The sequence below is a fragment of the Sorangium sp. So ce119 genome (genome assembly GCF_051524405.1).
Classification (GTDB): domain Bacteria; phylum Myxococcota_A; class Polyangia; order Polyangiales; family Polyangiaceae; genus Sorangium; species Sorangium cellulosum_G.
Genome location: NZ_CP150310.1, coordinates 10192213 through 10216803, shown reverse-complemented (window position 1 = coordinate 10216803; position 24591 = coordinate 10192213). Strand labels below are relative to the sequence as shown.

The window sequence follows — 24591 nt, the reverse complement described above, 5'->3', positions numbered from 1 at the left end:
GATGGGCCCGTATCCGAAGCGGGCGACCGCCGCTCGAGAAAGGCGGACGTTGTGAGCCTCAAGCACCCCCGGACCATCCTCGTTGCCCTGGACAGCTCTCCCAGGGCGCCTCTCATCCTCGCGGAGGGCGTGGACCTCGCGCAGAAGCTCGGCGGCCGCCTCGTGCTCGTCCGCGGCATCGGCCTGCACCACAGCCTGCCGGCCGAGGCGCTGAACGAGTCCCCGACCCGCGTCCCCGAGATCCTGGAGCGGAGCGATCGCGAGGAGCTGGACCAGCTCGCGCGCGGCGTGCCGCCCGAGCTCCTCGCGAAGATCGTGGTCCACGTCGGCGTCGCGTGGGAGGTCATCTGCCGGACGGCCGATGAGGAGAACGCCGACCTCATCGTGATCGGGTCGCACGGGTACTCCGGCATCGACAAGGTGCTCGGGACGACCGCGGCGAAGGTCGTGAACCACACGAGCCGGTCGGTGCTCGTGGTGCGCGACAAGCCGTCGGACTGACGAGGATCGCCGCCGTCAGGGGAGCTTCGCGATGAGCTCGTCCGCGAGCTGCGGCTGGTCGATCTTGCCGAACCAGATCCGCCAGGTGGCCTTCATGAAGTCGAGGCCGCCGACCGTCGCGGTCCCGCCGCCAGGGACCGTGACCGTGGTCGTCTTCGCGCGCGCGTCGTACTCGATGGTGACCTCCGATCCCGCCTTCAGGTCACCCTCGAACCCCGCCACGAACCTCCCGATCTTCACCGTGTCGGTATAGTCGTTCATCGCGTAGGCGTCTCTCAGCGCCTTGACGATGCTCGCGCGGTCGACGTCGCGCAGCATCGTCCAGACGAACTTCTTCCCTGTATCCATGTCGATGACAGCCTGCCTGGACCTCGTTTGCGGGAGCTGGTCCATGTAATGGCTGATCCGGTAGACCTCGATCTTGACCACACCGACCGTCCTCACGCGGACTCCGGTGCCCGTGAGCGTGTAGTCCGGTAAAGCGAAGAGGCTCGCGACGGCCAGGAAGATCGCCGCGAACGCGGCGAGAAACGCTGGAGATTTGCTTCGAGCGAGTTTCATCGGATCGACCTCCTCCGGTATCGCCGGCTTCTGCGGCGCACCGCGCCCCGGCGCCGCGCGCCGGGGATCACCCGTCCACGGTCAGCCTTCGGCCTTCAGCCTGCAGCCTCCAGCGTTCAGCGTTCGCAAGACCTGGACCACGGACGGAGGGACGTGGGGAGTCGCCGTTCTTGCGAGAGCGCGAGTTGTGCCCTGGAGTCCGGCAGGGACGACCCACGGACGTGTGCTCGGAGGAGGCTCTGGACGTGAGGCGGCGGCGCGCCGCCGGGCGAGGGCTGGCGGCGGGGCGAGCGCGCCGTGAGATCTTTTTCCAGACCGGTCCGTAGAAGCCGCGCGCTGCGGGGGCCGAGAGAATGCGGCGGAGGACGCGAGGTCCTCCGGTGACCGCGTCATGGCTCGCGGCGGAAGGAGCTCCTCGATGCGGACGATGCTCGCTGGATTGCTGATGGGATGGGCGGCGCTGGGCTGCGCGGCCGGCGTGGCGGCGCCGCCGGGCACGGGCGACGCGGCCGCGCCGGGCGCGGGGGCGCTGGAAGAGCGCGCGGCGGTGGCCGCGGCACCGGCGGCGGCCGCGGCACCGGCGGTGGCCGCGGCACCGGCGGCGGCCGACGCCCCGGCGCCCGCGCCGGAGCCGGAGCCGGCGGCCGGCGCGACTCGGGGCGTCTGGATCGGCGCCGCGGGCGCGAGCGACTTCATGCTGCCGGGGACGCGCGAGACGCAGCTCGGCGTGTGGGTCGACGTCCCGGCGGCCCGGGCGTCGTCGAAGCGGGCGCGGGCGCCGGCCGCGGTCGCGCTCCTCGTGGACGCCTCCGGCTCGATGCAGGGCGCGAAGATGGAGCACGCCCGCGCGGCGGCGCAGGCGTTCGTCGACGGGCTGCCGGACGGCGACGCGGTGTCGCTCGCGTCGTTCGCCGACGCGGCGCAGGAGCGCGTGGCGCCCACCGTGCTCGGCCCCGCCACGCGGCCGGCGGTGGCGCGCGCCATCGCCGCGATCGCCCCCGAGGGCAGCACCAACCTCTTCGACGGCCTCCGGCTCGCGGAGAAGCACGCGGTCATGGCGCCGTCCACGCACGCGGTCCGGCGCGTGGTGCTCATCTCGGACGGCCAGGCGAACGTCGGGCCCTCCTCGCCGGACGTCCTCGGCGCGCTCGCCCAGCGCGGCGCTGCCCGCGGGATGCAGATCACCTCGCTCGGGGTCGGGGCCGACTACGACGAGCGCACGCTCAACGCGCTCGCCGTCGGCTCCAGCGGCCGGCTGTACCACCTCACCGAGGCGCGCCAGATGTCCTCCGTGCTCGAGCGCGAGCTCGCCCTGCTCCAGACGACGGCGGCGACGGGGGCGTTCGTCGAGATCGTCCCGGCGCCCGGCGTGGAGCTGATCGACGTGCCCAACGAGCGCGCCGACCGGTCCGGCGACGCGATCCGGGTGCTCCTCGGCACGATGTTCGGCGGGCAGCACCGCGAGATGCTCGTGCGGGCGCGCGTCACCGCGCCGGCCGCCGGCTCGCACCCGCTCGCGAGCGTGCGGCTCCACTTCCGCGACCCCGAGAACGGCAACGTCCCCCGCGTGCAGGAGGTGGTGGCTCGCTACGACGTGACGAGCGACCCGGCCCTGGTCGCCGCGCACCCGAACGAGAAGACCCAGACCCTCGCGGCCGTGATCGAGACGGGCATGGCGCAGCTCGACGCCGCCCAGGACGTGAACTCGGGCAACTTCGGCGCGGCCGAGGCGAAGCTCGCCGCGGCCGAGGAGCGGCTGCGGCAGCAGGCGGCGCGCGCCCGGTCGGCCCCGGAGAAGGAGCGCGCCGTCCACGCGGCCGCGGCCGTGGCGAGCGCCCGGAAGACGGCGCGCGCCGCCGCGGCGGCCCCGCCCGCGGCGCGGCGCATGGAGGCGCTCCAGATGAACAGCGCCTCTCCGGTCTGGTCGGGTCGCTGAGCTGGTCCGCGAAGCGCGGGCAGCGCATCTGCTCCGGCAAGCGCGGACAGCGCATCTGTTCCGGCAAGCGCCGACAGCGCATCTGCCAGTCCATGATGGACCGACGAGGCGTCCATCATGGACAGGTTGACCTGAGCATCCGCAGCTCGAGCAACCTGGCCATGGTTGATCAACCAATCAACGTGGACTGACGTGTTCAACGTTGATCAACGTCGGTGCCGCTCGGGTGTCCCTCGACAGGCAGCGGGTCCCGCGCGACATTGCTCAGGTCGCTCCGACATCTCGCCACGCCTGCCACGCCCGCCTCCCGACCCCCACCATGAGCCCGAACGCCTTCCCCGACCCGCGCGCCGGCGCCGTGCGCGAGCTCTGGCCGCTCGACCCGGCGGTCACCTTCCTGAACCACGGCTCGTACGGCGCCTGCCCGCGCGCGGTGCTCGAGGCGCAGCAGCGCTACCGCGACCAGGTGGAGCGCCAGCCGGTCCGCTTCTTCCTCCGCGAGCTCGAGCCGCTGCTCGACGCGGCCCGGGGGGAGCTCGCCTCCTTCGTGGGCGCCGACCCGGAGGACCTCGTGTTCGTGTCCAATGCGACCGCCGGGGTGAACACGGTGCTGCGGTCGCTCCCGCTCGGGGCGGACGACGAGATCTGCGTCACCGATCACGGGTACAACGCCTGTCGCAACGCGGCCGAGGCCGCCGCGGCCCGCGCGGGGGCGCGGGTCGTTGTCGCGGCGGTGCCGTTCCCCATCGAGGCGCCCGAGCAGGTGATCGAGGCGGTGCTCGCGGCCGTCGGGCCCCGGACGCGGCTCGTCCTCGTCGACCACGTGACCAGCCCGACAGGGCTCGTGTTCCCCGTCGCCGCGCTGGCCGCCGAGCTCGCGGGGCGCGGCGTCGACCTGCTCGTCGACGGGGCGCACGCGCCCGGCATGGTGCCGCTCGACCTCCGCGCCCTCGGGGCCGCCTATTACACCGGCAACTGCCACAAGTGGCTGTGCGCGCCGAAGGGCGCGGGGTTCCTCCACGTGCGGCGGGACAGGCAGGGCGCGATCCGCCCGCTCGTCATCAGCCACGGCGCCAACTCGCCGCGCGCCGACCGGTCGCGCTTCCTGCTCGAGTTCGACTGGACGGGCACGTCCGATCCCAGCGCAGCCCTCTGCGTCGCGGACGCGCTTCGCTTCCTCGGCGCGCTCCTGCCCGGCGGCTGGCCCGCGCTCCGGGCGCACAACCGGGCGACGGCGCTGGCCGCGCGCGACGTCCTGTGCGAGGCGCTCGGCTGCCGGCCGCCGGCCCCCGACGCGATGATCGGCGCGCTCGCGACGGTGCCGCTCCCCGACGCGCCGTCGTCGCCGCCGCGCCTCGATCCGCTCCAGGACGCGCTCCTCGAGCGCTGGGGCATCGAGGTGCCGGTGTTCGCGTGGCCCGCGTCGCCCCGGCGGTGGCTCCGGATCTCGGGCCAGATCTACAACGAGCGGTCGCACTACGAGCGGCTCGCGGCGGCGCTCGCGGCGCTGCTGTAGCGCCTTGGCGCCGCGCGCGGCGGGGCCTGCCGGGCTGCGCCTGTCGGGCTGACCGCCTCCGCGCGCCGCGTCGCTCGCGGGAGCCGATCGCGCCGCGCGGCCAGCGCCCGCGGGAGCAGGCGGCGCGACGAGCGGCCAGCCGCGCGGGAGCAGAGCGCGCGCGCCTCCCGAGCAGATAGGATGCGCGCCCCAAGGAGACCCGATGCCACGTCGAATCCTGGTCTTGTCCTCGCTTGCCTGCCTGGCCGCATCGACCCTCGCGGCGTCGCCGTCCGCCGCGCAGCCCGTGACGCCTCCCCCGGCGGCGAGCCCTGCTCCCGCCGCGTCCTCGCCGGCAGCAACGCCGCCCGCTCCGGCAGCGACGCCGCCGGCGTCGGGCGCGCCGCAGCCGCCGGCGACCGCGGCCCCCGTCCCGCCGGACGCGGGCGCGCCCGCGCCAGGAGCGCCGTCCGGGCCAGGAGGACCGCCGCCGGCAGGAGCGCCGCCCGCCGGGGCCGCGTCGCCCGCCGGGGCCGCGCCGCCCGCCGGGGCCGCGTCGCCCGCCGGGGCCGCGTCGCCTGCCGAGGGCGCACCGCCTGCTGACGCCGCCGCGCCGTCCGCCGAGGCCGCGCCGTCCGCCGGTCCCCCGCCCCCTGCTGCATCGCGGGGCGCGTCCGGCGCAGGCCGTGGGCTCCCTGCGTCCGATCCCTGGATAGCCCTCCCGGACGACGCGCTCGGGCCCCCGCCGCCGCCCGTGCCCGCGCCGGGCGAGGGGACGCTCAACCGGGCGAACATCCCGCTCGGCCGGCGCGGCGCGATCGGCGTGGAGACGTCGTCGTTCACCGGCGGCGACAGCGACGTCTCCGGGCTCGCTGTCTCCCTCTTCGCCCGCATGCCGTTCTCCGGGCACACCTTCCTCGACGTCCGCGTCCCCTTCGGGCTCGCGATCGACGAGGGCACCGACGCCGTGCTCGGCAACGTCACGCTCGGCGCCCACCACATCGTCCGCGCTGGCCAGAGGCTCTGGCTCACGGTGGGCGGCGCCGTCGGGCTGGCGACGCTCTCCGGACAGACCCACGACCACGCCAGCTACGAGCCGGTCGGCGCGAGCCGGGCCTACTGGGACCTCCACGAGTTCTTCCCGAGCATCCTGCCGATCCACGCGCGCCTCGGGGCCGAGGCCCATTTCGGCCCGGTGATCGCGCGCGCCCAGCTCGAGCCCGCGCTCTACATCCCGCTCGGCCGCAACGAGGAGTACGAGGTCGCGATCCAGCACGCCGCCGAGCTCCAGCTCGGCCACGGGATCGGCGGCGGTCTGCGCGTACAGGGCATGGCGCTGCCCACGTTCGACAACGTGGACGTCCGGCACGCCGTCGCGCGCAACGTCTACGTCCTCGCCCTCGAGCCGTTCCTCACGATGGAGCGCAGGCTCACGTTCATCCGGACGGGGCTGCTGCTGCCCTTCGACGAGGAGCTCGGCCCGCCGCTCGACCACACCTGGGGCTTCCGGTTCAGCGCGGGTATCCGCGTCGACTGAGCCCTCGGCGGCGAGATCGCCGGCGGCCGGGTCAGCGCTGGTGAGCCCGACGGCGCTCGCGTCTGCAGCGGGCGAGCCCGCTGCGACCGAGCCTGCCGCCGAGCCCGCTGCGGTCGGCCGCGGCGGCTGGCCCGAGCGGCGCTAGGCGCCCCGGGCGCGGCTCGCCTCGCCGATCGCGTGGGTGATGTGCCCTTCGAGCTCGCCAGCAGGCAGCTGCTCGGACTCCACGACGACGAGGCGTGCGCCCGCGTCCTCCGCGAGGAGCTCGAATGTCCGCGGCGCGCGGTCGTGCAGGTGGCTCGGCAAGACGATCGCCAGCGGGCGGAGGCGAACAGCCACCGCCCACGCCGAAGCCGCCTCGCAGGAGCGGACAAGGAAGCGTGCCCGCGCTGCAACCCTGCGGCAACGAGCCAGAAAACTGGGGCTGCAGTCGAGCGCCAGCACGATGGGAATCCGGATCAACTGACTGCTACTGCTACTAGGCGGCTCCGACATAGAAAGATGCTACTCCAGCGAAGCGCGATTGCGCGTCCTCTTATTCCGCATAACCGATACAGAGCTTTCCCGAAATAGAAAACAACAAGCTCGCCAGCTCATGTAAGCAGTCACGCGTTGGTTTGGTGTATTGGGCAACGTTCTGTGAACACAGGATGTTTGAAATCAACCCTGCGAGGAGGGGAACCAGCGCACTACAGCCCACGAAGGGCAGCGCGCAAATTCTCCGAGAAACAAGGCCTCCTCGGCGCACCAGGGGCGTGTAGAACCGTGACGGATCGCGCCTCGATGAAATGATTTGCCATGGACGGAGACGAGCCCGGCCCGGTGAGGCCAGCGTCTCGCGGCGATCCGGCGTCCGGCACGCGCGTACAGAGGCGCGCCGTGCGCGAGGGCCCGACGGTCGGGACGTAGGGTATGAGGCCGGCGTCGACGAGAGCGTCACACACGATGGCTCCATTTCACGCATGGACCCGGCGAGAACGCCGCGGCGGCGCGATGGCATCTCCAGCCCGTCGAGGCTGGCGTACCGCAAGGGAGTTGGCGCGCACACGGAAAGGAGATCGTGTGTCATCGCGACGGGCGGGGGCGCCGCGGTCACGCCGCCGCGTTCCGGAGCCGCCCTCCGGTCACAGCGGCCCTCCCGCGCCGAGCGCCGGGAGATCGCGACCGCCCGGGCCGCGCGCAGGAGATGCTGTTTCTCACCAACCACCCTGCGCACGGAGATCTCACCGGTGGTGGTGAGCGGGTCATGTGCCTCACAGATGCTCATGTGCGCGACCACCTCGTCCCCCACCCGGATGTTTCCGGCAGGTTGCGCGCCTCGGAGACCGCCGCGACGCCGGTGCCCGGCGGGCTCGCCGCCTCGTGCCGGGATCGGAGCCGTCTCCCAGACCGGCGGCTGCAGGGCAGGTGCACCGGGAGAGGCCGAGAGAGATGGCGGTGTCGAGCTGGCAGCCGCAATAAGGAGCCAACTATATCATGTGTTCGCCCGGTGAGAACAGGGCGAGCCGGGGGAAGATGCGAAAGGCTCCGGCCGCCGATGGGACGATCTCGCCGACAGGGCGACGTCCATCCTGTAGTGGGGCTGGAATTTTACAGTGCTGCCTGGACGAAGGGGGGTATCCCCCTCGGGCGCGGCATAGGCGACCTCTTCCTGCGATAGCGTGGTTCAAGTCCAGCGAGGCGGCGCGCGGCCGGCGGGTGCGCTGACCCCGAAGATCCTGCCCCTCCAGATTAAAGAGCTCTCACGTGACGTGTTGGTTAGGAAGGACACTAAACTTTCTCTTCAACTCACCGTCATCTCTCCTGGGACGGCGATGGTGCCCGCCAGCCAGGCGCCGCTGCGGCGGTGGCGCCGTGACGCGTCGTGGCCCGCGCGACGTCCGGGGAGGCCGTCACCGGGAGCCGAGCGCGCCGGGTGGGTAAGGCGGCTCGCCTCCGTCCGGGCGCGGCGGCTCGCGGACGGGCCGCTCGCCGGGAGGACGCTGGGGCGCTCGTGGTATATGCCGGCCCCATGGCGCAGGTGCACGGCGGCAGGCTCGTCTCGAAGGCCCTCGCGAGACACGGGGTGACGCACCTCTTCACCCTCTGCGGCGGGCACATCCAGGCGATCTACGACGGGTGCCTGGACGACGGCATCCGCGTCGTCGACGTGCGACACGAGCAGACAGCCGGACACGCCGCCGACGGGTACGCGCGGGTGACCGGAAGGCCGGGGGTGTGCGCCGTCACCGCGGGGCCTGGCGTCACCGACGTGGTGACCGCGGTCGCCAACGCGCAGCGCGCCGGGATCCCGATGGTGGTGATCGGCGGCGCCGGGCCGCGGGCCCTCGCCGACATGGGCTCGCTCCAGGACATGAACCACGTCGAGCTGATGCGCCCCATCTCGAAGTGGAGCGCCGCCGTCCCGTCGACCGACCGCATCCAGGAGTACGTGGACTCGGCCTTCCGCGTCGCCCAGGCGAACGTGCCGGGCCCGGTGTTCCTCGAGATGCCGCTCGACCTGCTGATGGGCTACGCGGGCGACGACGCGCCGGCCACCGCGCCCATGGCCCCGCCCCGGCCCGGGGGAGACCCGGCCGACATCGGGCGCGCGGCGGCGATGCTGCGGGAAGCGGAGCGGCCGATGTTCATCGTCGGCAGCCAGCTCCGCTGGTCGCCGCGGCGGGACGCGCTGCGCCGCTTCGCCGACGCGGTGAAGGCGCCCTTCTACCTGAACGGCATGGCCCGCGGCGCGCTGCCCCACGCGCACCCGGGGCTGATGAGCCGCTCGCGCCGCTTCGCGCTGGCGCAGGCCGACCTCTGCGTCGTGCTCGGGACGCCCTTCGACTTCCGCCTCGAGTACGGCCGCGCGATCAGCCCGGCCGCGAAGGTCGTCCAGATCGATCTCGACGGCGGTGAGCTCGGCAGAAACCGCCGCGTCGACCTCGGGATCCACGCGGACAGCGGCGTGGCGCTGGAGCAGCTCCTCGCGGAGGTGCCCGGCAAGGCGACCGACGCGTGGCTCGCGGCCGTGCGCGAGGCCGAGGAGCGGTCGCGCGCGAAGATGCTCGCCGAGATCGAGAGCGACGGCGATCCGCCGAACCCGCTGCGCGTCTGCGCGGAGATCGGCAAGCGGCTCGGCAAGGACGACATCGTGATCGGCGACGGCGGGGACTTCGTGGCCACGGCCGCGAACGTGCTGAAGCTCGAGTGGCCGCAGCTCTGGATGGACCCGGGCCCGCTCGGGACGCTCGGGGTCGGGCCCGGCTACGCGATGGCGGCCAAGCTCGCGCGGCCCGAGGCGAACGTGGTCCTCGTGTACGGCGACGGCTCGTTCGGCTTCCACGCGCTCGAGTTCGAGGCGATGGCGCGCCAGGGCATCCCGGTCGTGAGCGTGATCGGGAACGACGCGGCGTGGACGCAGATCCGGCGAGGGCAGGTGGAGCTCTACGGCGAGGGCCGCGCGCCCGCGACGTCGCTCGACTTCACCCGGTACGACCGCGTGGTCGAGGCGCTCGGCGGCTTCGGGGCCTGCGTGGAGCGGCTGGAGGAGCTCGGGCCCGCGCTGGACGAGGCGTTCCGGTGCGGCAGGCCCGCGTGCGTCAACGTGAAGATCGCGAAGAGCGACTTCCGCAAGGGGGCGATCAGCGTCTGATCCCGTGGAGCTCCGGTTCATCTCCCCCGACCTGCAGAGCCTCGACGAGCTCGACTCCGAGGTGCTCGCGTGCGCCCCCTTCAGCGACGCGCTGCCCGCCCACGGCGTGGCCGGCCTCTGCGACTGGCGCCTCGGCGGCCGGATCTCGGACCTCCGGCGGCAGGGCCTGATCACCTGCGAGCTCGGCGAGGTCGTCATGATCCCGTGCAAGCCGCGCATGGCGTTCGACAAGCTCGTCCTGTTCGGCGCCGGCCGGCGCGACGCGTTCGACGAGGCGGTCTTCCGCGATGTCGTGCGCCGGATGCTCGCGACCATGGGCGGGCTCTGCACGCGCGTCGCCGTGGTGGAGCTGCCGGGGCGGCACGACGGGCTCATCCCCGCCGAGCAGGCGGCCGACGCGCTCCTCGACTGCGCGGGCCGGGAGCGCGGCGACAACGTGTGGACCCTGGTGGAGCGCGCCGAGGGCAGGCAGCAGATCACGCAGCACATGATCGAGCAGCGCCGCAGGGTGCGGCGGGCGCTGTAGCCTCCGTCAGGCAGGCTGCTTCGGCAGGTCGACGGTGAAGGCCGCGCCCTCGCCCGGGCGGCTCTCGACCTGGATCGTCGCCCCGAGCGCGTCGGCGATCTGTCGCACGATCCACAGGCCCATGCCGAAGCCGCTGTAGTTCTCGCTGGAGACGGCGCGCTCGAAGCGCTCGAAGATGCGGGCCTGCTGGTCCGGGGCGATGCCGATGCCGCGATCGCGCACGGTGAGGCGGGCGCGGTCCGCGAGGTCGACGAGCTCGACGTCGATCGGCTTGCCGGCGCCGTACTTGATCGCGTTCGAGAGGAGGTTCGTGACGATCTGGTCGAGGCGGAGGCGATCCCACCGGCCGTGGAGCGACGCGGGGATCGACAGGTTGACCGGGCAGCCCGCGGCGGCGAGCTCCTCGCGGAAGCGCTCCAGCACCTCGTTCAGCGTGGCCGCGAGATCGACGTCCTCGAGCTCGAGCTGCAGGCGCCCCGCGGAGATGCGCGAGATGTCGAGCAGGTTCGTGATGAGCCGGGCGAGCCGCTCGACCTGGCGCTTGATCATCTCCAGCCGCGGCGTCGCGCGCTCGGGGGTGAGGCCGCCGCGCTTTCCGGCGCGCAGGAGGCCGTCGACCTGGAGCTGCATGGGCGTGAGCGGCGTGCGGAGCTCGTGCGAGGCGATCGTGAGGAAGTCGTCGCGCGCGCGCACCGCGAGCTGCGCCTCCCGGTAAAGACGGGCGTTGTCGACGGCCAGCGCCGCGCGCCGCGCGAGATCCTGCGCGAGGTCGAGATCGACGGCGTCGTAGCGCCGGTGCGTGGAGGCGAACGAGAGCGTGCCCAGCGTCCGGCCGCGCGCGGTGAGCGGGACCGTGAGGTGCGAGGCCAGGGAGAGCGAGCGCAGCGCCTCGTAGTGCGCCTGATCGAAGGAGATCGCGCGGACGAAGGAGTCGGTCACCCTCGGGATGAGCTCCGGCTGCGCCGTGCGGAGGACCTTGCCGATGCCGCGCGCGGCCGAGTCGGCCGTGATCTTGCCGAGGAGCTCGGTCGCCGCCGCCATGGAGGGGTCCGCGTGGGCGGTCACCTGCCGCTCGATCGCGCCGGACTCGTCCTGGAGGAGCAGCACGCAGATCGACGCGAAATCAGGGAGCGCGACGCGGACCACCCGGCGCAGCGTCTCCTCGAAGTCGAGCGACTCGCCGAGGATCTGCCCGGCCGAGACGAGGATGCGCTGCGCCTCGTGGACCCGGCGGCGCTCGGTGGCGTCCCGGGTGACCTTCGCGAAGCCGCGCAGGCGCCCGGCCTCGTCGAAGAGGACGCTGATGACCTCGTTGGCCCAGTAGCGCATGCCGTCCTTGCGGACGCGGTAGCCCTCCTGAACGGAGCGGCCGGTCTCCACCGTGGCGTCGAGCTCCGCGCCGGGCCTGCCGAGCTCGGTGTCCTCCGACGGGTAGAGGACCGAGCAGTGGCGGCCGATGATCTCGTCGGCGCGGTACCCGTTGATGCGCTCGGCGCCCGGGTTCCAGCTCGCGATGCGGCCCGCGGGGTCGAGCATGAAGATGGCGTAGTCCTGGACGCCCTCCACGAGCAGGCGGAACCGCTCCTCGCTCTGCTTGAGGCGCCGATCGGCGCGCGCCTCGGCCGCCTCCATCTCCCGGCGCAGGAGGAGCTCGCGCATCCTGCGGTTCTCGTCCTCGTAGTGCTTGCGGCGGAGCTGGGCGCGCACGCGGGCCTTGAGCACCGTGAACTCGCCCGACTTCGTCACGAAGTCGTCGGCGCCGGCCGAGAGGGCGTCGAGGATCGCCTTGTGGTCGTCGCGGCCGGTGAGCATCAGGAGCGGGATCGGACGCCACGCGGCGTTGGCCTTGATGCGGAGACACGTGGCCGGACCCGACAGACCCGGCATCACCATGTCGAGCACGATGCCGTCGACGCGCGCCGACGTGAGCCGCGCGAGCGCCTCTTCCCCGGAATGGGCGAGCACCGGGACGTAGCCCTCCTCGCGCATGGCCGCCGCGACCTGGTGCAGGTACGTGGGGCTGTCGTCCACGACCAGGATGCGCGGAGGCGCGGTGTCTGATGGACGGTTCACGGGAGCCCCCCGTGCGGGCTCCGGTGAGCGAGGACTGCCGCCCTGAGGGGGCGCGTGGGCCTGGCCAGATCGGTACAGCACTCGCCGATAACCCTCCGTGGCGCCCCCGCGCTCATTGGCCACCCGTGCAGGTTGGCATGCGTTCTCCCCCGGCCGACGCGAAAAGCCTACCTGGCCCGCTGCACTTTGCGTACAGCATCCTTTATCGAACAGACGCCGCCCGCCCGCAACGTTGCGCTCCCCACCGTCCACCGGAATCCCGGCAGGTGCGCGCCGGGTGCGGTCCGTTGGCCCGAACCGCCCCGAACGGGAGTCAGGAGGATCCCAGATGCCAGATCAGGGAAATGATGATTGACAGCGAGCATGTGGGCACTGTCCACGCTCGATTCGAGCGCTGGGCTGGAGCGCTGTCGCGGACGGGCGGCGCGCCTGCCTCGGCGACGAGGACGTGAGTGCGCGCAGCGCGGAGCTCACTGCCTGTCTGGAGAGCTGCTGAGCGTCGATAGAGCGGCGAACCGGAAGACCGGCGGCAGCCGGGAGAGCGCGGAAGGCGCGAGTCGATCACCCCTCGTCGATGAGCTCGATCATGGTGGCCCGCGCCGGCCCGCCCGCGGGGATCCAGCGGCAGAGCTCGTCGACGCCGACATCGTCGACCACCCGGCGGAGCTCCGCGCGCGCGGCGGCGAGGTCGCCCCGCGCGGCGAGCGCGTGCGCCCGGGTGATGCGGTAGCGCTGGCGCACCTCGGGCGGCTCGTCGCGCTCGCCGTCGCGGCGGCCGACCAGGGAGAGCGCCCCCTCGGGGTCGCCCGCGCGCACGAGCACCGCGGCGCGCGCCCCCCGCACGAGCGGCCGCACCGACGGCGGCGCGCGACCCTCGTCCAGGTCGTCGAGGAGCCGCCGGGCCGCGTCGATGTCGCCGGCGCAGAGCTGCCACTGGGCGAGGCTGCTCAGGAGGAGCAGCCGCACCTGCGGAGGTATCCAGTCCCGCGGGACGTCGCGCAGCGAGGCGGCCGCCGCCTTGTAGTTCCCCTCCCACGCGAGCGACTGGCCGACGACGTGCGCGGCGTAGGCGTAGATGACGCGGGGATCGCCGAGGTGGGTCGGCGGGGCAGCGGCGGGATCCGCGGCGGGGCGCGCGGGCGGCGGTCCGGCTCGCGGGGCCTGGGGGGGCCGCGGGGGCGCGGGGACGCGGGGCGCGCGCGGGATCACCCGGCGGGCTCCTCGGGCGGCCCGGCGGCGCGCGCGACCTGGTCGGGGCGGACCGCGGCCGGATCGAAGCGCTGGGCGGCGGCGAGCATCTTGTTGAGCGTGGGCTCGAACGGCGCGTCCGGAGATCGCTGGAAGCGGAGCGGGTTGATGCGGGCGACGACGAACGCCTTCAGGTAGGGGCTCTCGAAGCCGCGCGCCCGGAGGCCGTCGACGGCCTGCGCGACCGCGTCGTCGAGCGCGAGCAGGAGGTCGGCGCGCGCGCTGCGGGTCTCGAGCGCCTCCGGGAGCGGCTCGTCGAGGAAGCGGTCGATGTGCCGGAGGACCGACTGGTAGGCGCCGCCCGAGAAGCGCGGGCGCCGCTCGTAGCAGAGGCCGAGCGTGAGCAGGCTCGGCTCCTCGAACTCGAGGCGGAACTCCTTCGCGAGCACGCTGCCGCCGTCGCTCCGGATCGCGTCGCCGAGGGCGGCGACCTCCCGCGGGGGCGCGCCGGCGGCGAGCTCGACGGCGTCGAGGCCGCGCGTGCCGGCGGCCGGCGCGGCCTTCTTCCGCCGCGCCCGGGGGGCAGGCGCGGCCTTCGGCTCCTTCGGCGCCCGTGCTCTGGCTGTGCGCTTCGCGGCCATCGATCTTGCTTGGCGACCCCTGAGCATGCTCCGGGGATCGACCCTCCTCAGCGACCCCTGAGCATGCTCCGAGGATCCACGCCCGTCCCCCCTCTCATCGTGTCGGCGATCGCCTGGTAAAAGCGATCGAGCCGCTGGTCCGCCGCGTGGAATACGGTCCCTTCCGGATACCTGCCGTCCGCGTTCGCGACGCCCGCCGGGACGCCGGTGATGATCTCGATGCCCTCTTCCACCGAGCTCACCTCGAAGACGTGGAAGCGGCCGGCCTCGATCGCGGTGACCACATCGCCCCGCAGCATGAGCGCGTCGCGGTTGGCGCTCGGGATCAGCACCCCCTGCTCGCCCGTCAGACCCTTGGCGGCGCACAGGTCGAAGAAGGCCTCGATCTTCTCGTTGATGCCGCCCACGGGCTGGATGCTCCCCTGCTGATCGATGCTGCCCGTCGCGGCGAGCTCCTGCCGGATCGGGACGCCGGAGAGCGCCGACAGGAGGGCGTAGAGCTCGCTGGAGGAGGCGCTGTCGCCCTCGATGGGCTCGTAGGTCTGCTCGAAGACGAGCGAGGCGCCGAACGAGAGCGGGCGGCGCTGGGCGAAGCGGGCGGCGAGGAAGCCCGTGAGGACGAGCACGCCCTTGCTGTGGAGCGGGCCGGACATCTCGACCTCGCGCGCGATGTTCACCGGGCCCTCGAGGCCCGGGTAGACGACCGCCGTCACCCGGCAGGGGCGGCCGAACGTCTGGGGGCCGTCGGACAGCACCGAGATCGCGTTGACCTGCCCGACGTGGCGGCCGGTCACGTCGATGCGGATCGTCCCGTCGGAGAGCATCTCGTGGACGTGGTCGCGGAAATGGCTGCCGCGGCGGCGCGCCGACTCGAGCGCCTCGTTGACCTCGGCGCCGTCGACGACCTTGCGGCCGCGGCGCTGAGCGCGGTAGCCGGCCTCGGTCGCGACCTCGGCGATGAGCCCGACCTGGGCGCTCACCTTGGTCTGGCTCTCGGCGAGGCGCCCGCCGTGGAAGAGGAGCGCGGTCACGCCGTCGGCCGTGATCGGCGGCAGGCCGCGATCGTGCGCGAAGCCGGCGAGGAACGCGGGGTACGTGAGGAACGCCTGATCGAGCGAGATCGTCGTCTCGAAGCGCGCCTGCACCTTGAAGAGCTGCGAGAACTCCGGATCGGCGTCGTGCAGGTCCTGGTAGAGCTGCGGGTTCGTGACGAGGACGACCTTCACGTCGATCGGGATCGGCGGGAAGAGCAGCTCCTCGGCGGTGCCGCGGAAGTACGACGGGTTGTGCTCGGGCACGATGAACTTGCCAGCGAGCAGGCAGGCCTTGAGCTGCTCGTAGAGCGCCTCGTTCTTGAGGAGCGCGCCCGCGGGCAGGATGAGGAAGCCGCCGGCCGCCTCGTGGAGCGCGCCCGCGACGGCGAAGCCGGGCTCCGGGGGGAAGCCGGAGTCGGGCGGCGCGTGCGTGCGGCCGAACAGGGCGCTCAGCGTGGGGTAGGGGACCTCGACGACGGGGGCGCCGGAGTCGGGCGTGTGCTCGGTGAGCAGCGTCGGGACGACGACGCCGCGCGGGAGCGTGGCGCCGCCCTCCTCGCCGCGCGCCTCGTCGACGAGCAGGCGGAACTCCTTCGAGACGACCGTCTCGACGTCCGCGAGGAAGGCGCTGATGTCGTCGCGCCCCTCGAAGCGCGCGAGGACGGGCTGGAAGCAACCCTTCACGCCGTCGCTGAGGAGCTGCTTCACGACGCTGCGCAGCTCGACGTCGGCCTCGTCCTGCACCGTGGCGAGCCGCATCTCGAACTCCTCGATGGACCCGGCGACGGCGAGCAGGGCCTCGCCGTCCGGCGCGCTCGAGGAGTCCTCGAGCGAGGTGATCTGCACCTCGTCCTCGCCGCGGACGAGGTCGAGGCCGAGCTCGCGCGCGGCGGCCTTGAGCTGCTCCTCGAGCCGCCGCTCCTCGGCGTTGACGCGGCGCTGGATCTTGCCGCGCGCCTGCTTGAAGCGCTCGCCCTCGGTGGCGCCCCGCAGCGCGTCGACGAGCTTCTCGTGGAGCTCCTCCATCGCCTCGACGAAGGGGCGTCCCTCGCCCGGGGGGAGCGAGAGGACCGTGGGCTCGCTCGGGCGGTGGGGGTTCGGCAGGAGGAGGATGTCGTCGGGCGTGGGGCGGCTCGCGGCGATGCGCTTCGCGACGGCGCGCGCGCAGAACGTGCGGCCCGTGCCCGGCGCGCCGACGACGACGACGTGAAAGCGGGGCTGGCGGATGTCGAGGCCGAAGGCGAGCGCGGCGAGGGCGCGCTCCTGCGAGCCGATGCCCGCGGACAGCGGGGCGACCTCGTCCGTCGTGGAGAAGCGGAAGCTCTCGGGCTGGACGATCTTGCGGCACTCGCTGGCGGGCAGCTTCCGGGCGACCATATGGCGGCGCACGATAGCGCCTTTCGCCGCCCGTTGGAGTGGAGCCCGCCGGGCGCCGCGCCGCGGCGCCGATCCGCGCTGGCGAGCGCGGTCTACCGCCGCAGGACCATGACCGGGCACGGGGCGCCGCGGAGCACGTCCCGGAAGACGCCGCCGTGCCGGTCGGCGAGCTGGCCGTGCCAGACCAGCACCACGAGATCGCTCGCCAGCTCGCCGGCGAGGCGCAGGATCTCCGCCGCCGGCGCGCCCCTGCCGAGGAAGAACCGCGTGGAGACGTCGTGGGGGCAGTGGCCGATCGCGCCCAGGAACCGGCCCAGGAACTCCTCGGTGAACGCCGGCCACTCGTGCTGGGGCTGGTCGACGTAGAGGGGCGCCACCATCGCGCCCGGCTCGGAGGGCGTCGGCGTCGAGACGGGCGGCGCGTCCTCCGCGTCGTCGCGCGGCGAGGCGCCGCCGACCATCACGATGTCGAGCTCGGCGCCGAGGGTGCGGGCGAGCTCCCCGGCGGGGGTGATCGCCGCGGCCGTGCTGGGGGTGCCGTCGAGCGGCAGCAGGATGCGCTGGAGCCGGGTCGCCGGCCGGTGCGCGGGGCCGATCACGACGACGCCGCACGCGGCGACCTCGAGGGCGCGCGCGGCGAGGCAGCCGACGCCGAGGCGGTTGTCCGTGAGCTCCTCCGGCTCGGACGCCACGACGACGAAGGCGGCGTCGCGGCGCTCCGTCGCGGAGGCGAGCGCGCCGGGGAGATCGTCGCTCGCGTCGACGTGCAGCACCACGCCGTGCAGCGCCTCCGGGTCGACCCCGAGGTGGGCGGGCACGTCGATCGGCTCGATCGGCTCGGAGGACACGACGAGCCCGTGCAGCGGCGCCCGCAGCGCGCCGGCGATGAGCCGCCCGAGCTCGACGGCGCCGAGGTGGACGCGTCGCCCGTGGAGGGCGACGAGCACGTTCCTGTTCCGCACGCCGCTCATCGGCGACGGCTCGTCCTCGCGCGCCGGGTGCGGCGGCTCGAGCTCGGAGACCGATCCGGACAGCGCTCCGCATCCGCCGGGAGACCCGTTGCGCGCGGCGCTCACCATGTCGTCACCTCCTCCCAGGGGTGGAACCGGCCGCCGGCCCGTCGCGCCACGTAGCGGCGGCCCGGCTCGGCCAGCACAGCGCAGGCGGGCGCGCCCGCGTCGAGCGCGCAGATCGTCAGGGGCGCGCTGCCCTCGAGCGCGACCTCCACCGCGCCGTCTTCCACGTGGATCTCGAGCGCGCGGCCCCGCCAGGAGATCGGGATCTCGAGGTGCCGCCACCCTGGCAAGAGGTGCGGCTCGATCCCGATCGCCTCGTCGTCGGCCGGGGGCAGCGGCGCGCGCCCCGGCCCGTCCGGACGCTCGCTGCGCGGCACGCGCGTGATGCCGGCGACGCCGAACGCGACGGCCTGCCAGAGGCTGCCCATCGCGGCGATGTGCACGCCGCCCGCGGCGTTGCCCATCGTGTTGCCGAGGTCGATGTCGGCGGTCTGGTCGAAGTAGCGCTCGGCGAGGGCGTGGAGGTCGAGCCGGGCGGCGACGAGCGCGTGGGCGCCCGGGCTCAGCGAGCTGCCGTGCGCGGTGCGCGGCTCGTAGTAGAGGAAGTTGTCGCGCCGGGCGCGCGCGGGCACCGCGCTCCAGAGGAGCGCGACGAGCTGCACGACGTCGGCCTGCTTCACGACCTGGCAGCCCTGCGTCCGCTCGCGCCCGAGCAGCACGTCGATCGGCGCGCTGCGCACGGCGTGGTCGGCGATCGAGAACGGCGCGAGGCGGAAGTAGCCCGCGAACTGCTCGATGAGGCCCGTCTCCGGGTCGATCCCGAGGGCGATGCGGTCCGCGACGTCGCACCAGCGGTCGGCCTCCTCGGGGCGGAGGTCGAGCCGCGCGAGCACGTCGCCCCGCGCGTCGCCGCGCCGGACCGTCGCCGCGGCGGCGCGGAGGTTGTACCGCGCCATCCAGTTCGTGAAGGCGTTGTCGTCCACGCCCTCGTGGTACTCGTCCGGCCCGATGACCCGCCGGATGTGGGCGCGGCCGTCCGGCCCGAGCTCGGCGCGGCTCGCCCAGAAGCGCGCCGTCTCGATCAGGATCTCGGCGCCCTCGCCGCGCGCGAAGTCGAGGTCGCCGGTCGCGCGGCCGTAGGCGTGCGCCGCGTAGGCGACGTCGGCGCTGATGTGGTGCTCCTGCTCGCCGGAGAGCACCCGGGTCACCTCGCCGAACGGCGTGATCACGAGCGGCGGCGTCGTCTCGTCGCCCGTGTCCGCCGACTCCCACGCGTAGAGCGCGCCCTCGTAGCCGAGCGCCCGCGCCTTGCGGCGCGCGCCCGGCAGCGTGCGGTGCCGGTACAGGAGGAGCGCGCGCGCGGCCTCGGGGTAGCAGTGCGCGTAGAACGGGACGAGGAAGATGTCGGTGTCCCAGAAGACGTGGCCGCGGTACGCCTCGCCGCTGAGCCCGCGCGCGCCGACGGAGCAGCGCGGATCATCGGGGTTCGCGGAGCCGATGAGGTGGTACAGGGCGAACCGGAGCGCCCGCTCGATCTTCGGGGCGCCGTCGATCTCGACGTCCGCGCGGCGCCAGCGCTCCGCCCACGCCCTTGCGTGCTCACCGAGCAGGTCGTCCATGGTGCGGGCCGAGAGCTCCGCCTGGAGCGCCTCCCCCGCCTGGCGCGGCGCGGGGGTGTCGCGCGAGGTGTGCAGCGTCGTCGTGCGGAAGAGGCGGCGCCGCTCGGCGACGCGGACGCTCACCTCGCAGCGCTCGGCGATCGAGCGCGCGTCGGACGTGCGCGCGCACCGCGCGCCCTCCGCGGCCTCGGGCGGGGGCGCGCCCTCCGCGGCCTGCTCCGGGAGCACCCGCAGGTGCGACGTCATCGCGGTGACGAGCCCGCCGTGCGTGCGCCCGACGAGGATCAGGCTCCGCGCGCTCGCGTCCGCCGCGAAGCGCTTCCAGTGCGCCGCGCCGCTCGCGCTCTTCACGTCGCCGCTCAGGATCGCGTCGACGCGGATCGTCCCGGTGAAGTTCAGCGGGGCGACGCTGACCGCCTCCATCAGGACGTGGCGGTCCGCGAGCGAGGCGGCGTGGAGCGTGTGCAGGCGCGCGAGGTGTCCTCCCTCGCCGCACCGCAGGCAGTCGCGCAGCAGCACGCCGCGCCGCATGTCGAGCTCGCGCCGGTGGTGGAGCACGCCGCGCGTCTCCGCGGAGAACGGCTCGCCCTCGATGACGACGCTCAGCCGGCCCCAGTCGGGGGCGATCACGAGCTCCGGGACGCGGCTCACGTCGGCCGAGGGCTCGAACGCGCCCGCGATGAACGTCGCCGGCCGCGACACGCTCGATCCCTCCGCGAGCGACGCGCGCGACCCGAGGTAGCCGTTGGCGATCGCGAGCAGCGACTCGATCTCGTGCTCGCGCGCGACGTCGAACCCCGGCTCGTCGATGACCCACGCGGCGTCGCGCGGCGCCGCGTGGGGGCCGAGCTCCAGGTCGAGCTCGCGCTGGAGCGCGAGGATGTCGCAGAGCCGCTGGGCGCTGGCGGTCGCGTGGATCGCGCCCGCGAGCTCCGGCGCGTCGCGGAGCCCGCCCGCGTACGCCGCCGGCGCGCCGCCGCCCGGGTCGGGCGAGATCGCGAGCCGATCGCGCGGCTCGATGCGGAGCGGCGCGACGACGCGCGCGAGCAGCTCCGCGAGCGCGGAGCGGCCGTCCGGCGCCGCGCGGGCGACGAGCGGGACCGCGTCGCCGCGGCGATCGAAGCCGTGGAGCTCCGCCGCCCCGAGCGCGCCGACGAAGAGCCGCCTGCGCTCCTCGGCTCGCCCGCGGCGCCCGAGCCGCCGCGCGAGGTCGGGCACGGCCTCGGCGGCGGCGAGGACGGCGACGCGCGCCCCCATCGCGAGCAGCGCGTCGATCAGCGGCGCGGCGCGGTCGCCCGCCTGCGCGACGAGCCCCCCGTCGATCGCGAGGAAGCGGAAGCGGCGGTGCAGCTCGGCGGGCAGCCTGATCGCCGCCGGCGCGCTCGCGGCGGCGGGGCTGCTCGACCCGCCTCGCATCAGGAAAGGCGCGCTGTCTGGCATCGGCGCGCTGTCTGGGAGCGACGACATCCTCGACTTCCCCCCCGGACGGCCTACGCGAGGACCGTGCCGCCGCGCCTGTGCAGGCCGGGATCAGCGCGGGCGGCGGCGCGCTCGCGCTGCACGGCGCGGATCAGCGCACGGCGCGGATCAGCCGGTCGAGCACCACGAGGAGCCTGTCGACGTCGAACGGCTTCGCGAGCACGCCGGCCACGGGACCTCGGATGCTGGGCTCGCTCACGCCGGAGAGCAGGAGGACGGGCACGTCGACGCCCGCGGCGGCGAGCGCCGTCAGGAACTCCTCGCCGGTCATCTCGGGCATCACGTAGTCGAGCAGCACCGCCCGGGGCCTGGCCCCGCGGGCGAGGCGGTCGAGCGCCTCCTGCGGGCGCGTGAATCCCTGGACGCGGTACCCTTCATCGGAGAGCAGGTCGATCAGCGAGTCGACCAGCGCCGGATCGTCATCGACGACGAAGATGTCCGCGCCCCCGAGCGGGGAAGCGCCGGTCAGGCTCGGGGAAAAGCCCGGCGAGCTCATCCAACTTCCCTCGATCGCGGGCCTTTTCGGCGCATGAAGCGCGCGAAGGATACCAGATGGCCGCCGTGGCGGCATCGGTGGAGGTTCGCGCGGAGGCGGAGCGAAGCGTCATACCTTCCACGCCGCAGTTCTCCACCGAGCCCCGAAACTCGCTCAGGACGGAGTTTTCCTTATCAATTGGGCTTGCCGCCGCGCCGCTGCTTGCAGATCGTTGAGCACCTGATACCCCTGTAAGGTTCCTCCCAGGACGACCTGAGCAGCTTGACTTGTACTGCTCATGGGTATCGAATTGTGGTCCGAAGGACATCCCAATCCCCCTGTGGTCATCATGGCGGAAACCCCTGCTAGCAAGCTGCACATCTACCTCATCGACGATCATCCGGTCGTTCGCGAAGGCTTCGCTCGAGCGCTCTCGGATGAGCCCGACATGGTCGTCGTGGGCCAGGCTGGGACGGCGGCCGATGCCTTGCGCGAGACCGCGAGCTGCAAGCCCGACGTCGTGCTCGTCGATCTCAACATCCCTGACCGGGACGGCATCGAGCTCCTCGGAGCCCTGAGAGCGCAGCTACCGCAGGCGAAGCTCCTCGTGCTGAGCGGCTATGACGACGAGTTCCGCGTCGCCGAGGCGCTGCGCGCGGGCGCGCAGGGCTACCTCGTGAAGACGTCGAAGCTCGAGGAGGTCATCGAGGGCATCCGTCGCATCGCGACGGGCGGCGCGCCGCTGTCCTCGAGCATCGCGGGCGCGGTCGTGCGCGCGATGCGCAAGCCGGCGAGCGAGGGCTCTGGCGGCCTCGACGCGCTGACGCCGCGCGAGCGTCAGGTCCTGCGGCTGCTCGCGGCCGGCGTGTCGACGCGCGAGACGGCCGCGCGGCTCACGATCAGCCCGAAGACGGTGGAGACCCACCGCGTGCGTATCTACGCGAAGCTCGGGTGCAAGAGCGCGGTCGAGCTGACCCGCATCGCGGTGCGAACCGGGCTGATCGAGGCGTAATCCGGCCTCGATCGCGCGCGAGGCGCTGCCCTCTCATTTTCCGGGAGCGGGGCGCCTCGACTTCTTTTTCTTCGGCTGCGATCGCTCCGGCGTCGTCTCCGGCGACGGACCCGCGCTCGATCGTCCCTTCGCCTCTGCGAGCAGGCGATCGACGCGCACGCCGTCGATGGTGAGCCCATCGATCGTGCAGCCGACGATCTCGACGTCACGCAGGTCCGATCCCTCGATGCGGGCCCCGCGCAGGCTCACGTCGGACCAGCGGGTCGATGCGGCGTCGGCGTCGTCGATGCGGGCGCGGGCGAGCGACGTGTCGTCGATCGACGCGCCGGCTAGGGTCGCGTTGTGGAGGCGGGCGCCGCGCAGGTCGACGTCATCGAGCTCGGCCTCGGTGAGCGCGACGTTCTGAAGGAGGGCGCCGCGCAGGTCGACGTCGTCGAAGCCGGCCTCGGCGAGCGTGACGTTGTGGAGGCGGGCGCCGCGCAGGTCGACGTCATCGAAGTCGGCCCGGGCGAGGGCGACGTTGTGGAAGCGGGCGCCGCGCAGGTCGGCGTCATCGAAGTCGGCCCCGGCGAGCGTCGCGCCGTGGAAGCGCTCGGGCTTCGCCGGCCGGGTGACCTGGTCCTCCGCGGTGTCGGCGCGCGACGGCGTGATCGGGGGCTTCTTGGCCATGGGTCCATGCTAGCGCTAGGCGCAGGTCGCGCGCTCGCGCGGCCCGGAGAGCCATGAACGCACACGACGGCTTCGTGCCCCACCACGCCCTCGTCTCCGCGCCCTCGACGCCGCCCGCCCGCTGGATGCTCGTGCTGCACGGCATCTTCGGCTCGGGCGCCAACTGGCGCACCTTCGTCCGGCGCCTCGTCGAGGCGCAGACCGCCAGCGCTGCGGCGCGGCCGTGGGGCTTCATCCTGGTCGACCTGCGGGCCCACGGCATGTCGCAGGGCCCGCCCGCGCCGCACACGATCGCGGCGGCGGCCGACGACCTGCTCCGGCTCGGCGACCGCCTCGGCCTCGACGTTCGCGGCGTGATGGGCCACTCGTTCGGCGGCAAGGTGGCGCTCGCGTACCTCGAGCGCCGTCCCGAGGGGCTCGAGCGCGGCTTCATCCTCGACGCCGATCCGAGCGCCAGCTCCGCCGGCGAGAGCGGCTCGGAGAGCCCCGGCGTCCTCGATCTGCTCCGCGCGATCCCGCAGCCGATCGCGTCGCGCGAGGCGTTCCTGGAAGCGGTGCAGGCCGCCGGCTTCAGCCGCGGCATCGCGGAGTGGCTGGCGATGAACGTCCGCCGCGAGGGCGAAGGCTTCCGCATCCGCCTCGACCTGGACGTCCTGAACGCGCTGCTCACCGACTACTTCGCCCGCGATCTCTGGCACGTCCTGGAGGACCCGCCGGCGCCGGCCGGCGCCGAGGAGCGACGCATCCACGTCGTGCTCGGCGGCCGGTCGGCGTCGATCTCGCCGGCGTCGCGCGCCCGCTTCGAGGCGCTCGCGGCGCGCGCGCCCTGGGTCTCGGTGCACGTGCTGCCGACCGCCGGGCACTGGCTGCACGTCGATGACCCGGAGGGCCTCTTCGAGGTGATCCGGTCCGCCCTGTAGGGGAATCTCCGGCAGAGGGCGCGCGGCCGCGATCAGGCTTTTCGCCCTGGGCTCCCTCCACTATCGGTGAGCGGACCTATGCGCATCGCGTCCTGGAACGTGAACTCCATCCGCACGCGGCTCGAGCAGCTCACGAGCTGGCTGGTCCGCGCCGCGCCCGATGTCGTCTGCCTGCAGGAGACCAAGGTCGAGGACGGGAGCTTCCCCGAGGCCGCGCTCTCCGAGGTGGGCTATCGCTCGATCGTCTTCGGCCAGAAGACCTACAACGGCGTCGCGATCGCCGCGCGCTTCGGCCTCTCGGTCGACGACGTGAAGAAGGGCCTCGACGGCGATGAGGAGGACGTCGCCCGGCGCATGCTGGCGGCCACGGTCGAGGGGGTCCGGATCATCAACGTCTACGTGCCGAACGGCCAGGCGGTGGGCACGCCGGCCTTCGCTTACAAGCTCGCGTGGCTCGGGCGGCTGCGGAGCGAGCTCGAGGCGCGCTACAGCCCCGATCAACAGCTCCTGATCTGCGGCGACTTCAACGTCGCGCCCGAGCCGATCGACGTCGCCGAGCCGAAGAAGTGGGAGGGGCAGGTGCTCTTCCATCCGGACGAGCGGGCCGCGCTGGGGCGCCTGATGGAGTGGGGGCTCGTGGACGCGTTTCGCGCCTGCCACCCGGGCAAGGCCGCCTATAGCTGGTGGGACTACCGGATGGGCGCGTTCCGGCGCAACAAGGGCCTCCGCATCGACCTCGCCCTGGTGACGCGCCCGCTCGCGGCGCGCTGCACGGACGTCGCGATCGACACGCGCCCGCGGGAGCTCCAGCGCCCCTCGGACCACGCGCCGGTCGTGGTGGAGCTCGCGGACGGCGCGGCGCCGCCCGGGGCCGCGCCGGCGGCCTGAGCGCGGCCGG

19 protein-coding genes are annotated in these 24591 nt (G+C 73.6%); 9 read left to right on the top strand and 10 right to left on the bottom strand.

Annotated features, from left to right (window positions below):
- Nucleotides 1-51: 51 nt before the first annotated feature.
- Nucleotides 52-501, top strand: coding sequence for a universal stress protein (locus WME76_RS38705; protein WP_437957169.1), 450 nt, complete (start codon nt 52-54; stop codon nt 499-501).
- A gap of 15 nt (nt 502-516) precedes the next feature.
- On the opposite strand, the gene WME76_RS38700 is transcribed toward WME76_RS38705, so the two are convergent.
- On the bottom strand, nt 517-1062 hold the full coding sequence (locus WME76_RS38700; RefSeq protein ID WP_437957168.1) for a chalcone isomerase family protein: 546 nt from the start codon (nt 1060-1062) through the stop codon (nt 517-519).
- Nucleotides 1063-1480: 418 nt separating this feature from the next.
- On the opposite strand from WME76_RS38700, the gene WME76_RS38695 reads away from it, so the two are divergent.
- From WME76_RS38695 to WME76_RS38685, 3 genes are all read left to right on the top strand, one after another.
- The gene (locus WME76_RS38695; protein ID WP_437957167.1) at nt 1481-2998 is read left to right on the top strand and encodes a vWA domain-containing protein; all 1518 of its coding nucleotides are present in this window, start codon (nt 1481-1483) and stop codon (nt 2996-2998) included.
- A gap of 319 nt (nt 2999-3317) precedes the next feature.
- Nucleotides 3318-4514, top strand: coding sequence for an aminotransferase class V-fold PLP-dependent enzyme (locus WME76_RS38690; protein WP_437957166.1), 1197 nt, complete (start codon nt 3318-3320; stop codon nt 4512-4514).
- A gap of 223 nt (nt 4515-4737) precedes the next feature.
- Nucleotides 4738-6030 carry a hypothetical protein gene (locus tag WME76_RS38685; protein ID WP_437957165.1) on the top strand — a complete coding sequence of 431 codons (1293 nt, stop codon included), beginning with the start codon at nt 4738-4740 and terminating at the stop codon, nt 6028-6030.
- Nucleotides 6031-6171: 141 nt separating this feature from the next.
- On the opposite strand, the gene WME76_RS38680 is transcribed toward WME76_RS38685, so the two are convergent.
- Entirely contained in the window at nt 6172-6369 is a 198-nt protein-coding gene (locus WME76_RS38680; RefSeq protein ID WP_233562150.1) for a hypothetical protein, read from the bottom strand.
- Nucleotides 6370-8041: 1672 nt separating this feature from the next.
- Between WME76_RS38680 and WME76_RS38675 the strand changes: the two genes are divergently transcribed.
- Together WME76_RS38675 and WME76_RS38670 are read left to right on the top strand one after the other, a co-directional pair.
- The gene (locus tag WME76_RS38675) at nt 8042-9664 is read left to right on the top strand and encodes a thiamine pyrophosphate-binding protein (protein WP_437957164.1); all 1623 of its coding nucleotides are present in this window, start codon (nt 8042-8044) and stop codon (nt 9662-9664) included.
- Nucleotides 9665-9668: 4 nt separating this feature from the next.
- Nucleotides 9669-10190 carry a M17 family peptidase N-terminal domain-containing protein gene (locus WME76_RS38670; protein ID WP_061619204.1) on the top strand — a complete coding sequence of 174 codons (522 nt, stop codon included), beginning with the start codon at nt 9669-9671 and terminating at the stop codon, nt 10188-10190.
- 6 nt (nt 10191-10196) lie between these two features.
- Here WME76_RS38670 and WME76_RS38665 read toward each other — a convergent pair whose 3' ends face one another.
- The 7 genes from WME76_RS38665 to WME76_RS38635 all read right to left on the bottom strand — a co-directional run bounded on the left by WME76_RS38665 (nt 10197) and on the right by WME76_RS38635 (nt 21113).
- Nucleotides 10197-12263 (bottom strand): ATP-binding protein, encoded by a 2067-nt coding sequence (locus WME76_RS38665; protein WP_437957163.1) that lies wholly within the window; start codon nt 12261-12263, stop codon nt 10197-10199.
- Nucleotides 12264-12824: 561 nt separating this feature from the next.
- Nucleotides 12825-13472 (bottom strand): hypothetical protein, encoded by a 648-nt coding sequence (locus tag WME76_RS38660; protein WP_437957162.1) that lies wholly within the window; start codon nt 13470-13472, stop codon nt 12825-12827.
- Nucleotides 13469-14092, bottom strand: coding sequence for a hypothetical protein (locus tag WME76_RS38655; RefSeq protein WP_437957161.1), 624 nt, complete (start codon nt 14090-14092; stop codon nt 13469-13471). Before WME76_RS38655 ends, WME76_RS38660 begins: the two co-directional genes overlap by 4 nt.
- A gap of 47 nt (nt 14093-14139) precedes the next feature.
- Nucleotides 14140-16515, bottom strand: a complete 2376-nt coding sequence (locus WME76_RS38650) for an AAA family ATPase (RefSeq protein WP_437957160.1) — start codon at nt 16513-16515, stop codon at nt 14140-14142.
- 80 nt (nt 16516-16595) lie between these two features.
- On the bottom strand, nt 16596-17582 hold the full coding sequence (locus WME76_RS38645) for a universal stress protein (RefSeq protein WP_437957159.1): 987 nt from the start codon (nt 17580-17582) through the stop codon (nt 16596-16598).
- Entirely contained in the window at nt 17576-20605 is a 3030-nt protein-coding gene (locus WME76_RS38640; RefSeq protein WP_437957158.1) for a glycoside hydrolase family 65 protein, read from the bottom strand. Before WME76_RS38640 ends, WME76_RS38645 begins: the two co-directional genes overlap by 7 nt.
- A gap of 103 nt (nt 20606-20708) precedes the next feature.
- Nucleotides 20709-21113, bottom strand: coding sequence for a response regulator (locus tag WME76_RS38635; protein ID WP_437957157.1), 405 nt, complete (start codon nt 21111-21113; stop codon nt 20709-20711).
- Nucleotides 21114-21441: 328 nt separating this feature from the next.
- Between WME76_RS38635 and WME76_RS38630 the strand changes: the two genes are divergently transcribed.
- Nucleotides 21442-22104 (top strand): response regulator, encoded by a 663-nt coding sequence (locus WME76_RS38630; protein WP_044970202.1) that lies wholly within the window; start codon nt 21442-21444, stop codon nt 22102-22104.
- 33 nt (nt 22105-22137) lie between these two features.
- Here WME76_RS38630 and WME76_RS38625 read toward each other — a convergent pair whose 3' ends face one another.
- On the bottom strand, nt 22138-22773 hold the full coding sequence (locus WME76_RS38625; protein WP_437957156.1) for a pentapeptide repeat-containing protein: 636 nt from the start codon (nt 22771-22773) through the stop codon (nt 22138-22140).
- 53 nt (nt 22774-22826) lie between these two features.
- Here WME76_RS38625 and WME76_RS38620 point away from each other — a divergent pair, with 53 nt between their 5' ends.
- Nucleotides 22827-23693 carry an alpha/beta fold hydrolase gene (locus tag WME76_RS38620; RefSeq protein ID WP_437957155.1) on the top strand — a complete coding sequence of 289 codons (867 nt, stop codon included), beginning with the start codon at nt 22827-22829 and terminating at the stop codon, nt 23691-23693.
- A 78-nt stretch (nt 23694-23771) separates the two neighbouring features.
- Nucleotides 23772-24581 (top strand): exodeoxyribonuclease III, encoded by an 810-nt coding sequence (gene xth, locus WME76_RS38615; protein WP_437957154.1) that lies wholly within the window; start codon nt 23772-23774, stop codon nt 24579-24581.
- Nucleotides 24582-24591 lie beyond the last annotated feature (10 nt).